14 protein-coding genes are annotated in these 13,569 nt (G+C 73.0%); 11 read left to right on the top strand and 3 right to left on the bottom strand.

Going from position 1 to position 13,569, the window contains the following annotated elements:
• The first annotated feature begins 291 nt into the window (after nt 1-291).
• The gene (locus ABT106_RS27020; RefSeq protein ID WP_351282248.1) at nt 292-831 is read left to right on the top strand and encodes a GNAT family N-acetyltransferase; all 540 of its coding nucleotides are present in this window, start codon (nt 292-294) and stop codon (nt 829-831) included.
• Between the two features lie 21 nt (nt 832-852).
• Here ABT106_RS27020 and ABT106_RS27015 read toward each other — a convergent pair whose 3' ends face one another.
• On the bottom strand, nt 853-1,545 hold the full coding sequence (locus tag ABT106_RS27015; RefSeq protein ID WP_351282245.1) for a glycerophosphodiester phosphodiesterase: 693 nt from the start codon (nt 1,543-1,545) through the stop codon (nt 853-855).
• 415 nt (nt 1,546-1,960) lie between these two features.
• On the opposite strand from ABT106_RS27015, the gene ABT106_RS27010 reads away from it, so the two are divergent.
• The 4 genes from ABT106_RS27010 to ABT106_RS26995 are packed head-to-tail and all read left to right on the top strand — an operon-like array spanning nt 1,961 to nt 5,889.
• Nucleotides 1,961-3,367, top strand: coding sequence for a DUF6421 family protein (locus ABT106_RS27010; RefSeq protein WP_351282242.1), 1,407 nt, complete (start codon nt 1,961-1,963; stop codon nt 3,365-3,367).
• Between the two features lie 26 nt (nt 3,368-3,393).
• Complete coding sequence (locus tag ABT106_RS27005) at nt 3,394-4,155, top strand: SDR family NAD(P)-dependent oxidoreductase (protein WP_351282240.1); 762 nt, start codon at nt 3,394-3,396, stop codon at nt 4,153-4,155.
• Nucleotides 4,134-5,228 carry a threonine aldolase family protein gene (locus tag ABT106_RS27000; protein WP_351282237.1) on the top strand — a complete coding sequence of 365 codons (1,095 nt, stop codon included), beginning with the start codon at nt 4,134-4,136 and terminating at the stop codon, nt 5,226-5,228. The genes ABT106_RS27005 and ABT106_RS27000 overlap by 22 nt, the downstream gene beginning before the upstream one ends.
• 58 nt (nt 5,229-5,286) lie before the next feature.
• On the top strand, nt 5,287-5,889 hold the full coding sequence (locus ABT106_RS26995; RefSeq protein WP_351282235.1) for a transglutaminase domain-containing protein: 603 nt from the start codon (nt 5,287-5,289) through the stop codon (nt 5,887-5,889).
• Here the strand turns inward: ABT106_RS26995 and ABT106_RS26990 are convergent.
• A complete protein-coding gene (locus tag ABT106_RS26990) occupies nt 5,825-7,063 on the bottom strand; it encodes an MFS transporter (protein WP_351282232.1) in 1,239 nt (412 codons plus the stop codon). The genes ABT106_RS26995 and ABT106_RS26990 overlap by 65 nt on opposite strands.
• 114 nt (nt 7,064-7,177) lie before the next feature.
• Between ABT106_RS26990 and ABT106_RS26985 the strand changes: the two genes are divergently transcribed.
• Nucleotides 7,178-7,741 (top strand): CGNR zinc finger domain-containing protein, encoded by a 564-nt coding sequence (locus ABT106_RS26985; RefSeq protein ID WP_351282230.1) that lies wholly within the window; start codon nt 7,178-7,180, stop codon nt 7,739-7,741.
• Between the two features lie 192 nt (nt 7,742-7,933).
• Here ABT106_RS26985 and ABT106_RS26980 read toward each other — a convergent pair whose 3' ends face one another.
• Nucleotides 7,934-8,656: a lysophospholipid acyltransferase family protein gene (locus ABT106_RS26980; protein WP_351282228.1), complete on the bottom strand. Its 723-nt coding sequence runs from the start codon at nt 8,654-8,656 to the stop codon at nt 7,934-7,936.
• A gap of 235 nt (nt 8,657-8,891) precedes the next feature.
• Between ABT106_RS26980 and ABT106_RS26975 the strand changes: the two genes are divergently transcribed.
• From ABT106_RS26975 to ABT106_RS26955, 5 genes are all read left to right on the top strand, one after another.
• A complete protein-coding gene (locus tag ABT106_RS26975) occupies nt 8,892-9,248 on the top strand; it encodes a TlpA family protein disulfide reductase (RefSeq protein ID WP_351282226.1) in 357 nt (118 codons plus the stop codon).
• 235 nt (nt 9,249-9,483) lie between these two features.
• Nucleotides 9,484-10,014, top strand: a complete 531-nt coding sequence (locus tag ABT106_RS26970) for a flavin reductase family protein (RefSeq protein WP_351282223.1) — start codon at nt 9,484-9,486, stop codon at nt 10,012-10,014.
• A gap of 200 nt (nt 10,015-10,214) precedes the next feature.
• Nucleotides 10,215-11,000, top strand: coding sequence for an electron transfer flavoprotein subunit beta/FixA family protein (locus tag ABT106_RS26965; protein ID WP_351282220.1), 786 nt, complete (start codon nt 10,215-10,217; stop codon nt 10,998-11,000).
• Nucleotides 11,001-11,091: 91 nt separating this feature from the next.
• Complete coding sequence (locus ABT106_RS26960) at nt 11,092-12,054, top strand: electron transfer flavoprotein subunit alpha/FixB family protein (protein WP_351282218.1); 963 nt, start codon at nt 11,092-11,094, stop codon at nt 12,052-12,054.
• Between the two features lie 174 nt (nt 12,055-12,228).
• A complete protein-coding gene (locus tag ABT106_RS26955) occupies nt 12,229-13,527 on the top strand; it encodes a DUF6986 family protein (RefSeq protein ID WP_351282215.1) in 1,299 nt (432 codons plus the stop codon).
• Nucleotides 13,528-13,569 lie beyond the last annotated feature (42 nt).

Below are 13,569 nucleotides of genomic sequence, written 5' to 3'. Positions count from 1 at the left end.
GATGGCTGCAGCAAGTTAGTGCATACGGTTACCGTATGCGCCGACGGCCGGTCAGCGGCCGTTGGTTGGTCCGGGGACGGACCGGGGGTTTTCGCCGCTCGCCGCGCACAGCAGCACCAGCAGCCAGGAGGAGAGGGTGGGGGACATGGCGGAACCGTGCACGGCGGAACCTCCCGGTTCGTCGGCGTCACGGGAAGGGATGCCCGTCCCGGACAGCCCGCACGCCGCCGCGGGTTAGGCTCATCGCCGTACCCGGCATGTCATATGCCACCGCGTAGAACGGAGCCCCCGATGTCGATCGCCGACCCCGCAGCCCTGAGTTTCCGTACCGCGGTGGAGGCGGACGCCGAAGAGCTGGTGGTGCTGGTCGAGTCGGCCTACCGGGGCGACGCCAGCCGCGCCGGCTGGACCACTGAGGCCGACCACCTGGACGGGCAGCGCACCGACGTCCAGGGGGTCCGCCAGATCATCGGCGGCTCCGACGGCATCCTGATCGTCGTCGAGCGGGCCGGCGGGCTCGTCGCCTGCTGCCAGCTCGAACACCGCGGCGACCACGCCTACTTCGGGATGTTCGCGGTCCGCCCCGGCCTGCAGGGCGCCGGTCTCGGCAAGGAGATCCTGGCCGAGGCCGAGCGACGCGCGCGGGAGGAGTGGGACGCCAAGGAGATGCGCATGACGGTGGTGAACGTGCGGGAGGAGCTCATCGCCTACTACGTGCGCCGCGGCTACCGGCGCACGGGCGAGCTGAGCCCCTTCCCCTACGGCGACGAGCGCTTCGGGGTCCCGCTCCGTGACGACCTGGCCTTCGAGCTGCTGGTCAAGTCGCTCTGAGCCACGGGGCGGTGGGCCGTCTCACGCGGTGAAGCGGCCCGTGCTGCGGATCTCCGGGAAGTCCGTGGCGGCCCCGTCCAGCCCCAGCGCCCGGGCCAGGCGCAGCAGGTCCAGGGTGTCGACCGACCGGCCCGTCACCCGCAGCCCGGCCGTGTGCGCCGCCTCCACGGTCTCCAGGCTGATCCGGCGGATGTCCAGGGCGAGCGCCCCGGCGCCGACGGCCAGGGCGCGGGCGACGAGCGCCGCGGTGTCCCCGCCGACGGGGTCCGCGTGCAGGGACGTCCGCAGGCCCGGCACCGCGCGGGCCGCCCCGGCGAGCAGCGCGTCCTCGGAGGAGGCCACCTCCACCCGCGCCGTCAGGTCGCGGCGCAGGACCAGGTCCGCGAGCGCTCCGGCGGCGGCCCGGTCGCGGACCGTCACCTGGAGCGGGGTCCCGACCGCCTCCAGTACCTCGTCGAGGACCGGTACGCGCTCGCCCCGGCCGGCGTCCAGCGCGCGCAGCTCGGCCAGGGTCAGATCGGCGGCGGCCCCCGAGCCGTCGGTGGTCCGGTCGACCTCGGGGTCGTGGAGGACGACGAGGGCGCCGTCCTTGCTCAGCCGGACGTCCAGGGCGATGACGTCCATCCCGGAACGCTCCGCGTGGACGAAGGAGCGCAGGGTGTTCTCCGGTTCGACACCCATGACCCCGCGGTGACCGATGGTGAGGAAAGTCAAGGTTCTCTCGCTTCCGTCGACGGCGGCTCCCCGCGCGGCGGCGGTGTCCCGGCCGGCCGCGCGCGGTCGAGGTCGCATGCTAGTGCGCCCGCCGTGCGATGGGACCGTCCGTGCGGCGACCGGCGGGACCCTCGTGGCCGCTTCCCGCCCGGGCCGTTCCGCCCGGGCCGCCGGCGCCGGGGGCGCCGCGTCACCCGGCCGTGGGCGCGTCCCCGCCGGCTTGACGCGTGGCGTCGCGAGGCTCGGTGCAGGCGCCGCAGAACTGGGCGGAGCCGCCGCTTCCACCCTGAATCGCCGGAAGAATTTCGGTGAAATAGGGGGTGGCGCAGGATATTTTCCCGAGATACCTCTTGAGCGGAAGAGCCTCACATGCCTACCCTGTGCCGACGTGAGGTTCTCCTGTGGAGGAAGTGACATGACGGAAACTCTTGTGCCGGGTGCCGGCGGTGCCGCGATAACCGCCGGGGCGCGGGTGGTCGACCACCCCGCGTGGCCCGAGCTCAAGGCCGCCGTGGAGGAGATCCGCCCCTGGCAGGGCAAGGACGGCTCCATCGACTTCGAGGCCGAGGGCGCCCACGGGCGGGCCACGGTCCTGGCCGCCGTCGAGCGCGCGATCGGAGCCGTCGAGGCGCTCTCGCCGCTGCTCCCGCACGCCGCCGCCTACCACCGGGCGCTCGTGGCCGACCTGCGCAAGTGGGCCGCCGACGACTTCCGGGTGCCGGACTTCCTCGACTCCCTGCTGGCCTTCCACCCGGCCGCCCAGCGCGCCGACGGGCTCCAGCACCTCGTCGTCTTCCCGATGTACACCCAGAACGGCAACCCGGACCGCAACCTCGAGGCCGTCGTTCTCAAGATGGTGTGGCCCGACTGGCTCTCCGAGCTGGAGCGCACCCGGTACGACAACCCGCTCTTCCTCGGCATCACGCTGGAGGGCTTCACCCCGGGCTACGACACCCACTCCGCGGTGCTCTTCCCGGAGACCATCGCCGTGCGCGAGGCCCCCGAGCGCTTCACCTGGGGCGGCATCTTCTGCGACCGCGAGGCCGCCCGCTACCGCAAGGTCACCGAGGCCGCCGTCGACATCCTCGGCATCGAGCTGCCCGAGGACATCGCCGCCATGGTCGGCGACCAGGAGCGCTGCGAGAAGGCCTTCGTCCTGTGGGACATGGTCCACGACCGCACCCACAGCCACGGCGACCTGCCGTTCGACCCCTTCATGATCAAGCAGCGCCAGCCGTTCTGGATGTACGGCCTGGAGGAGCTGCGCTGCGACCTCACCGCCTTCAAGGAGGCCGTGAAGCTGGAGTCCGAGGGCAACGAGCACGGCCGTGACGTGCAGTACGCCGTCCTCTTCGACCGGATGTTCCGCTTCCCGGTCTCCGGCGACCGCGACCGCAACTACGACGGCCTCGGCGGCCAGCTGCTCTTCGCGTACCTCCACAAGCACGACGTCGTGCGCTGGACGGACAACAAGCTGAAGATCGACTGGATGCGCGCCCCGCAGGTCACCAACCAGCTCTGTGCCGAGATCGAGGACCTCTACCGCGCCGGCATCGACCGTCCGAAGCTGGTCCACTGGTTCAAGGCGTACGACCTGGTCTCGACGTACCTGTCCCCGCACCCGGGCTCCAAGTGGGCCAAGGGCGCGGACGCCCTCGACACGACGCAGCCGCCCCGCAAGCTGGTCGACGACGTGCTTCCGGACGAGTTTCCGCTCAGCATGTTCTACGAGGCCCTCGCCAAGAAGCTCAAGGGCGTGATCGCCTCCACCAAGGGCATCACCGCCCTGAACGCCGACGAGGCCGAGCGGGTCGCCGCGTGAGCGACCGTCGAGAGGAGGCTGCACAGATGAACCGCTCCGGGAACGGCAACGGAAACCTGAACGGCGCGGTGGTGGCGGTGGCCGGGGCCGGCGGCCCCGCGGGCCGCGCCGCCCTGCTCCGTCTCGCCGAGGCGGGCGCCGTGGTCGTGGCGTCCGACGCCGACGCGGCTCGGCTCGCGGAGGCCGTGGACGCCGCCCGCTACGCCCACGGCGGCGCCACCATCACCGGTGACACCGTGGACCTGCTCGACCTGGCCGCCACCCGGGCCTGGGCCGAGCAGACGGAGAAGGAGTTCGGCCACGTCGACGGGGTCGTCCACCTCGTCGGCGGCTGGCGCGGGAGCCCCTCCTTCACCGAGACCGACCTCGCGGACTGGGACTTCCTGGAGAAGCTCCTGATCCGCACCGTCCAGCACACCTCGCTCGCCTTCCACGACGGGCTGCTGCGCAGCGAGCGCGGCCGGTACGTGCTGGTCAGCCAGTCCGGCGCGCACAAGCCGGTCGCCAACAATGCCGCGTACAACGCGGGCAAGGCGGCCGCCGAGGCATGGACCCTGGCCATGGCCGACTCCTTCCGCAAGGCGGGGGGCGAGGACGGGCCGGGCGCGGCGGCTGCGATCCTGGTCATCAAGGCACTGGTGCACGACGCGATGCGCGCCGAGCGACCGAATGCGAAGTTCGCGGGCTTCACGGACGTCAAGGAGCTGGCCGAGGCCATCGCCGGCGTCTGGGACCGGCCCGCACCCGATGTGAACGGACAGCGTCTGTGGCTCACCCCGCAACCGTGAGAACCGCGACCGCGCGAACCGACGCCCGCCGGCACCACGACCCGGCGGTGCGCGGTTTCGCGAGCGACAACTACGCGGGGGTGCATCCGGAGATCCTGGAGGCCATCGCGCTCGCCAACGGCGGCCACCAGGTCGCCTACGGCGAGGACGAGTACACCGAGCACCTGCAGAAGATCTTCCGCAGCCACTTCGGCCCGTACGCGCAGACCTACCCGGTCTTCAACGGCACCGGCGCCAACGTCACGGCCCTCCAGGCCCTGACCGACCGCTGGGGCGCCGTGGTGTGCGCCGAGAGCGCCCACATCAACGTGGACGAGGGCGGCGCACCGGAGCGGATGGCCGGCCTCAAGCTGCTCACCGTCCCGACCCCGGACGGCAAGCTCACCCCCGAGCTGATCGACCGGCAGGCCTGGGGCTGGGAGGACGAGCACCGGGCGATGCCGCAGGTCGTGTCGATCACCCAGAACACCGAGCTGGGCACGGTCTACACCGCGGACGAGATCCGGGCGATCTGCGAGCACGCGCACGGCATGGGCATGAAGGTCCACCTGGACGGGGCCCGGATAGCCAACGCCGCGGCCTCCCTCGACGTCCCGATGCGTACCTTCACGAACACCGTCGGCGTGGACGTGCTGTCCTACGGCGGCACCAAGAACGGCATGATGTTCGGCGAGGCCGTGGTGGTGCTCAACCCGGACGCCGTCCGGCAGATGAAGCACATCCGCAAGATGTCGATGCAGCTCGCGTCCAAGATGCGGTTCGTGTCGGTGCAGCTGGAGGCGCTCCTCGCCAAGGACCTGTGGCTGCGCAACGCACGGCACGCCAACGCGATGGCGCGGCGGCTCGCCGCCGGCGTGCGGGAGACGGACGGCGTGGAGATCCTCTACCCGGTGCAGGCGAACGCGGTGTTCGCGCGGCTGCCGCACGAGGTCTCGCGGCGGCTGCAGAAGCGGTACCGCTTCTACTTCTGGGACGAGACCGCCGGCGATGTCCGCTGGATGTGCGGCTTCGACACCCAGGAGGAGGACGTGGACGGCTTCCTCCAGGCCCTCAAGGAGGAGCTGGCGCGCTGAGCGCCCTCCGATCAACTCGATAGTCATGCGGGATTCCGCATAGGTATGCTCCTGGATCATGGAACTGATCCAGGAGCATTCCGATCTCTCCGCCTACCTGGCGGCCGATGACGCCGTCGACCACGGCCACCCGCTCGTACGCGAGAGCGCCGACGCCCTCTGGGAGGCGACCGGCGGCGACGCCCGCGCGTACGCGGCCGCCGCCTTCGCGTTCGTCCGCGACGCCATCCCCCACTCGGCCGACTCGGGCGACCCGCGCGTCGCCTGGCGCGCCTCCGACGTCCTCGCCACGCGCAACGGCATCTGCCACGCCAAGGCCCACGCCCTGGCCGCCCTGCTGCGCGCCCGGGGCATCCCGACCGCCCTGTGCTACCAGCGCCTCGGCGACGAGGACGGAGCGCGCCACGTGGTCCACGGCCTGATCGCCCTCCGGCTGCCCGGCAGCGCCCACTGGGCCCGTCAGGACCCGCGCGGCAACAGGCCCGGCGTGGAGGCGCGCTTCAGCCTCGACGGGGAACGGCTGGCCTTCCCCGTCCACCCGGAACGCGGCGACGTCGACTACCCCGAGCTGTACGCCGCCCCGCATCCTGACGTTCTCACGGCCCTCCGGGAGTCCGCCGACCGGCAGGAGCTGTGGCGGAACCTGCCGACGGCCTTGTAGCCGCGGCCGGCGGCGCGGGCCGCCGCGCCGACGCGAGCACGTGCAGCAGGGCCGCCGCGAGCTGGAAACCGGCGATCCCGGTCATCAGCGCCCACGCGGGGGCGTCGGCCGCGAACCCCACCAGGGCGGCCCCGGCCGACGCGGCCGTCAGCTTGAGGCCGGCGCCCAGGGTGAACACCTGGGTCCGCGCGCCGTCGGGGGCGTACTCCGAACGGATCCGGAGCGTCGCCGTCAGGACCGGCCCGTCGCACACCCCGGCCACCGCGAACAGCGCCGCCGTGACGGCGACGGACGGCGTGAACGCCGCCGCCGCGAGGGCCGCCCCGGTCGCGGCCAGTGACCACCGCACCAGCCGGCCCGGTTCCACGGACGTGAGGCGCCCCAGGGTCAGCGAGCCGCCCAGCGCGCCCAGCGCGAAGGCCGTCATCAGCACGCCCCCGGCGCCCGGGCTGCCCAGATCGGTGGCCAGCAGGACCGAGGTCGTGGTCAGTGAGCCGATGCCGACGAAGGCCAGCGTCGTCGCCGAGGTGACGGCCCGCAGCTCGCGGACCCGCCACAGGGCCGCGAGCCCCGCGCCGAGCCCGGCCCGGGGCGACCGGTGGAGCGGGCCCGGGCCCGGGGCCTCGTACGGGAGGGTCGCGGCCAGTGCCGCCGCCACCGCGCCGGACACCGCCAGGACGGCCATCGCCGGTGCGGCCGAGCCCAGGGCGACGACGACGCTGACCGCCGCCGGAGCCGTGACCGCGGCCGCGTTGTAGGTGGAGGCGTCCCAGGAGTACGCCCGGTCGCGCGCGGTGCCCGCCGGAACCAGCCCCGCGACCAGGCTCGACAGCCCGCCGGTCACCATCGGGCCGCAGGTGCCGCCGAGCACCGCCACGGCGATCACCGCGGGCATCGGGACCCGCCCCAGCAGCACCGCCAGGGCCCCGACGGCAGCCGTGAACCCGGCCAGCGTGCCCGGGTAGAACAGCCGCGGCCGCCCCGTCCGGGCCGCGAGCGCCCCGGCGAGCGGGGCGGCCAGCACGTGCGGGGCCAGCCAGGCCGTCAGGACGAACGCCCCGTACGAGGCGCTCCCGGTGCGCTCCAGCGCGAGCAGGACCACGGCCATGCCCATGCCCTCCGAGGCGAAGCGCGCCGCCAGCGCCGCCGCCAGGTACCGCCCGAACCCACCCATTCCAGACCCCCCTGTAGGATGTAACGTCATAGCAGAACAAGACGTTACATCCTACGGGTGTACGCGGATACGGACGTACGCGGACAACCGGTGTACGAGGAAAGGATCGCGGCCATGGCGGAGTCCCGAGGGGGTTTCCCGGCGGCCCGGCGGCTGATCGACATCACCGACGCGGTCCGGGCGGCCCCGGAGCTGCCGCGCGCGGAACTCGCCCGGCTGCTCGCCGCGCACGGGGAGCGCCCGGCCGACCTGACCGAGGAGGAGTTTCCGGAGGCGGCGGCCGACGGCCTGCGCGCGGCGGCCCGGCGGATGGCGGGGGTCCTCGCCGAGACGGACGAGGACCGCGCCGCCGGTGAGCTGAACGCGCTCTTCGAGGAGTGCGCCACCCGGCCCCGGCTCACCCGGCACGACGGCCACCCCTGGCACCTGCACGTCGACCGGGGGGAAGGGGCCGGCTGGGGCGACTGGTTCCTGGCCTCGGGGGCCCTCGCGCTGGCGCAGCTGCTGGGCGAGCACGGGCGGATCACGTGGGGCGCGTGCGCGGCCGGGGGCTGCGGGCGGTTCTTCCTGGGCCCGGGGCCGGGCAGTGTCCGCCGGTACTGCTCGACGACGTGCGCGACCCGGGTCCGCGTCGCGGCGCACCGCCGGCGCAGGCGCGGGGGTTCCGCCGAGGCGTGAAGGCCCGCCGGCCGAAGCGGCTGGGCGGCCCGGCCGGGGCGGCCCGGCCGGGGCGGCCGGCCGGGGGCGCCGCGTCCCGGGAGCCCGGTGCCCCGGGGAGCCCCGCGCGGCGCCACGGGGCCGCCCCGCGGCCCCGCGCGGCCGTTCACGCGGTCGGAGGGCCCGCCGCGAGAACGGCGCCGGGCGGGCGGGTCAGCCCGCCTCGCGCACCTGCGCGGCCGTCGGCGCGGTGCCGCCGAGGTGGGCCGGGAGCCACCAGGAGTCCGAGGGGTCCTTCGGCTGGGCCGGGTAGGCGCGCTGCGCGGCCTCCAGCAGCTCCTGCACGCGGTCGCGCACCCGGCGCGTGATCGCCCCGGCGTACTGGTCGGCGGGCGCGTCCATCGGCTCGCCCACCCGCATCGTCACCGGGATGTGGCTGCGCTTGAGGTTCTTCGCCCGGCCCTTGGTCCACAGCCGCTGGGTGCCCCACAGCGCCACCGGGATCAGCGGGACGCCGGCCTCCTGCGCCATGCGCGCCGCACCCGACTTGAAGCTCTTGAGCGTGAAGGACTCGGAGATCGTGGCCTCCGGGAACACCCCGATGATCTCGCCGGAGCGCAGCGAGTCGAGGGCGTGCGCGTACGCCGTCTCGCCCTGCTTGCGGTCCACCGGGATGTGCTTCATCGCGCGCATCAGCGGTCCGGACACCTTGTGCCGGAACACGGACTCCTTCGCCATGAAGCGGACCAGGCGCTTCTGCGGCCGTGCCGTCAGGCCGGCGAAGATGAAGTCGAGGTAGCCGATGTGGTTCGACACGAGCACCGCCCCGCCCGTGCGCGGGATGTTCTCGGTGCCCTTCATGTCGATGCGGATGTCGAGCGCGCGGAACAGTCCGTGCGCCGCGCCGATCACCGGAGGGTAGACGAACTCAGCCATGGTGCGGAGACCCCGCTTTCTGCCTGGGGAGGTGCTCCCGGCCGGAAGTTACGGCAGCGTAGGTACGCGGCCATGGGGATCGTGCCCCAAACGCGGGCTGCTGACCAGCCCAGAGCCCCGTACCTGGAGAGATTCTCGTCACGCCGGGAATGTCGCGGCCCCGCCGGGCGCTGCGATCATCGGACGAGCGTACGGCGACGGCGTACGCGGACACGGACGGCGACGGGAGCGCGGGGTGCTCGCACACGAGGACGGCGGGGCGGTCGCCCACCCCGGCGGGCGGTCCCGGCTGGGCGCGGCGGAACTGGGCGCCGGGCCGGGGGAGCGGGCCAGCCTGGTCCAGTTCTCCAGCGCCTTCTGCCAGCCCTGCCGGGCCACCCGGAGGATCCTCGCGGAGGTCGCGGAGATGGTCCCGGGGGTGGCCCACATCGAGATCGACGCGGAGGAGCGGCTCGACCTGGTCCGGGCCCTCGGCATCGAGAAGACCCCGACCGTGCTGGTCCTGGACGCGGCCGGGCGGATCGTCCGCCGTGCCACCGGGATGCCCCGCAAGGCCGACGTGATCGCCGCGCTCGGCGCCGCGGTCGCGTGACGCACGCGCCGGTGCACGCGCCCGCACGCAGCGTGACGCGCCCGACATCTGACCGATCTCGCTTGACTGTGTACACGGGAGATCGCCAGGCTGGTGGGATGCGGTATGAACTCCTGCTCTTCGGACGGGTCCACGTGGACCTCGTCCGGCACGCGAGCGCGCGCTGTCCGGGCCGCTGAACGATCCCGACTCCAGACCAGCGCCCGCTTCTCCCGTGGCAGAAGGAAGAGACCCGATGACCGCTCCCAGCGCCCCGACCGTCCCGTCGCCCCGATCCGGCGCGGGCCTTCCCGGCTCGCCCGACCTCCTGCGCTCCGTGTTCCGGCAGCACGCGGCGGGAGTCGCCGTGATCACCGCCCAGGACGGGGGGCGGCCCGCCGGCTTCACCGCCACCTCGCTCAACTCCGTGTCGGCCGACCCGCCGCTGCTCTCGTTCACGATCGGCACGGGTGCCTCCAGCTGGCCGGCCGTCCGCGACAGCGAGTACCTCGGCGTCCACATACTGGGCGAACACCAGAAGGACCTGGCCGGCCTGTTCGCCCGTAGCGGAGCCGACCGCTTCGGTTCGGGGACGGCGTGGACGCAGGGGCCGCACGGCGTTCCGGTGCTGGACGGGGTGCTGGCGTGGCTGGCCTGCCGGGTGGTGGCGCGGGTGCCCGCGGGGGCGCACCGGGTGATCATCGCGGAGGCGGTCGCCGGGGACCCCGCCGGGGAAGGGCGCCCGCTGCTCTACCACCAGGGGCGCTTCAACGCGTTGCGCGACTGAATCGTCCCTGCTGGAGTCGTGCGGGCGGCGTTGGCCAGATCACAGTTCACCAGCCTTGCGACTTGTGGGGACCCACGGTGTACTGACGAGTAACATTCCCTTCGGTGCGCGGGCCGCCCCGACCGGGATCCGCCCCACGAGGCGCCTATGCTGCCTGCACAAGGCGGTACCAGAAAAGACGATGCGGTAGGAGAGCCGGCGTGAGCCTGAGGATCGTTGTCTGTGTGAAGTACGTGCCCGACGCCACCGGCGACCGGCAGTTCACCGAGGACTTGACCGTCAACCGTGACGACGTCGACGGTCTGCTGTCGGAGCTCGACGAGTACGCCGTCGAGCAGGCGCTGCAGATCGCCGATGAGGCCGACGATGCCGAGATCACCGTGCTGACGGTGGGCCCCGAGGACGCCAAGGACGCGCTGCGCAAGGCGCTGTCCATGGGCGCGGACAAGGCCATCCACGTCGAGGACGACGACCTGCACGGCACCGACGTCATGGGCACCTCGCTGGTGCTCGCCAAGGCGATCGAGAAGGCCGGCTACGACCTGGTCATCACGGGCATGGCCTCGACCGACGGCACCATGGGCGTCCTCCCGGCGATCCTGGCCGAGCGCCTGGGCGTCCCGCAGGTCACGCTGCTCTCCGAGGTCAAGGTCGAGGGCGGCACCGTGACCGGCCGCCGCGACGGCGACACCGCGAGCGAGACGCTGGAGGCGTCCCTCCCCGCGCTCGTCTCGGTGACGGACCAGTCGGGCGAGGCCCGCTACCCGTCCTTCAAGGGCATCATGGCCGCCAAGAAGAAGCCGGTCGAGTCCTGGGACCTGGAGGAGCTGGAGATCGAGGCCGACGAGGTCGGCCTGGAGGGCTCCTGGACCGCGGTCGACTCCGCGGCGCAGCGCCCGGCCCGTACCGCCGGCACGATCGTCAAGGACGAGGGCGAGGGCGGCAAGCAGCTGGCCGGCTTCCTTGCGGAGCAGAAGTTCATCTAAGGCCCGGCCCGGCCGGCCGGAAGTCCTTCCCGGAGCTCCGGCCAACCCCTCTTAGCCCCCAGACACTTCGCAACCGCAGGAGAGCAGTCCCATGGCTGAAGTTCTCGTCTACGTCGACCACGTGGACGGCGCCGTCCGCAAGCCCACCCTCGAGCTGCTGACGCTGGCCCGCCGCCTCGGCGAGCCCGTCGCCGTCGCCCTGGGCGCCGGAGCGGACGCCACCGCCGCGGTGCTCGCCGAGCACGGGGCGGTCAAGGTCCTCACCGCCGACGCCCCCGAGTTCACCGAGTACCTCGTCGTACCGAAGGTGGACGCGCTCCAGGCCGCGTACGACGCCGTCTCCCCGGTCGCCGTGCTCGTCCCGTCCTCCGCCGAGGGCAAGGAGATCGCCGCCCGCCTCGCCGTGCGCATCGGCTCCGGCATCATCACCGACGCCGTGGACCTGGAGGCCGGTGACCAGGGCCCCGTCGCCACGCAGGCCGCCTTCGCCGCGTCGTTCACCACCAAGTCCCGCGTGTCCAAGGGCACCCCGGTCATCACCGTGAAGCCGAACTCGGCTCCGGTCGAGGCCGCCCCGGCCGCCGGCGCCGTCGAGGCGCTCGCCGTCACCTTCGGCGCCCTGGCCACCGGCACCAAGGTCACCGGCCGCACCCCGCGCGAGTCCACCGGCCGCCCCGAGCTGACCGAGGCCGCGATCGTGGTCTCCGGCGGCCGCGGCGTCAACGGTGCCGAGAACTTCGGCATCATCGAGGCGCTCGCCGACTCCCTCGGTGCCGCGGTCGGCGCCTCGCGCGCCGCCGTCGACGCCGGCTGGTACCCGCACTCCAACCAGGTCGGCCAGACCGGCAAGTCGGTCGCCCCGCAGCTGTACATCGCCTCCGGCATCTCGGGCGCGATCCAGCACCGGGCCGGCATGCAGACCTCGAAGACCATCGTGGCCGTCAACAAGGACGCCGAGGCCCCGATCTTCGACCTGGTCGACTACGGCGTGGTCGGCGACCTCTTCGCGGTCGTCCCGCAGCTGACCGAAGAGATCCAGGCCCGCAAGGGCTGACCTGCGCGTCTCTTCTCCGCTCCACTTCTCCGGGGCCGTGTGGTGATTCTCACCGCGCGGCCCCGAGTCGTTTGTCCAGGACGGCCGGGGGACCATTGACGGAGCGGAATGGCATGACTAAATTCTGCTATGCGGATCTAAGATTCCGTGAAGCGGAAAAGAGGAGAGTGCACGATGGGTCAGCAGGAGAAGGTGGCGACGAGCCTCGCAGGCGCGGTCAGCGAGGGCATCAGCGCTTCCCTCGCGCCGGTGGACGCGGAGCTCGCGCGGCACTACCCGGGCGACCCCGGCACCCGCCAGCCCATCCACACGGTCTACGTCCCCGGTGACGTCTTCACCGCCGGCACCATCCGCTCCTGGGGCGACCAGGCCCTCGCGGCCCTGGACGAGCACGCGCCGGACGCCGCCACCTTCGCCAAGGTGCTCGGCATCCCGGACGAGCTGGCCGTGCCGGTCTACGACCGTGTCCGCGCCAAGCTCCTGCGCGAGCCGGTCGAAGACCTCCGCGTCGACTTCGAGGACGGCTTCGGCGTCCGCTCCGACGAGGAGGAGGACCAGGCCGCGGCCCGCGCCGCCCGCCTCGTCTCCGAGGCCTTCTCCAACGGCACCAATGCCCCGTACATGGGCGTCCGCATGAAGTGCATGGAGTCCAACGTCCGCGACCGCGGCATCCGGACCACCGACATCTTCCTCTCCGGCCTCCTCGCGAACGGCGGCCTGCCCGACGGCCTCGTCCTGACCCTGCCCAAGGTCACGTACGCCGAGCAGGTCAGCGCCTTCGTCGAGCTGCTCGAGGCCTTCGAGAGCGCCCGCGGCCTGCGCCCGGGCCGGATCGGTTTCGAGATCCAGATCGAGACCAGCCAGTCGATCGTCGCCTCCGACGGCACCGCCACCGTCGCCCGCATGATCGAGGCCGCCAAGGGCCGGGCCACCGGCCTGCACTACGGCACCTTCGACTACAGCGCCTGCGTCGGCGTCTCCGCCGCCTACCAGTCGAGCGACCACCCCGCCGCCGACCACGCGAAGGCGATCATGCAGGTCGCGGCCGCCGGCACCGGCGTACGGGTCTCCGACGGCTCGACGAACGTCCTGCCGATCGGCACCACCGAGCACGTCCACGAGGCATGGAAGCTGCACTACGGCCTCACCCGGCGGGCCCTGGCCCGCGCGTACTACCAGGGCTGGGACATGCACCCGGCGCACCTGCCGACCCGCTACGCGGCCGTCTTCACCTTCTACCGCGAGGGCCTCGCGGTAGCCGCCGCGCGCCTGAAGGCGTATGTCGCCAAGATCGAGGGCGACGTGATGGACGAGCCCGCCACCGCCAAGGCCCTGGCCGGCTACCTGGTCCGCGGCCTCGACTGCGGCGCCGTCGGCGCCGAGGAGGTCGCGGCCCTGACCGGCCTCACCCGCGCGGAGCTCGACGCCTTCGCGATCCCGCGCCGCTCGGCCACCCTGACCGCCGGCGGCTGACACCCCGCGAGGCCCGGCCGGAGGCACCCCGACGCCTTCGGC

It is taken from the genome of Streptomyces sp. NPDC002044, assembly GCF_040296725.1.
In the GTDB taxonomy this organism is placed as follows: Bacteria; Actinomycetota; Actinomycetes; order Streptomycetales; family Streptomycetaceae; genus Streptomyces; species Streptomyces antarcticus.
Note: the sequence above shows the minus strand (reverse complement) of the source record. Positions and strands in the feature narration are given on the sequence as shown.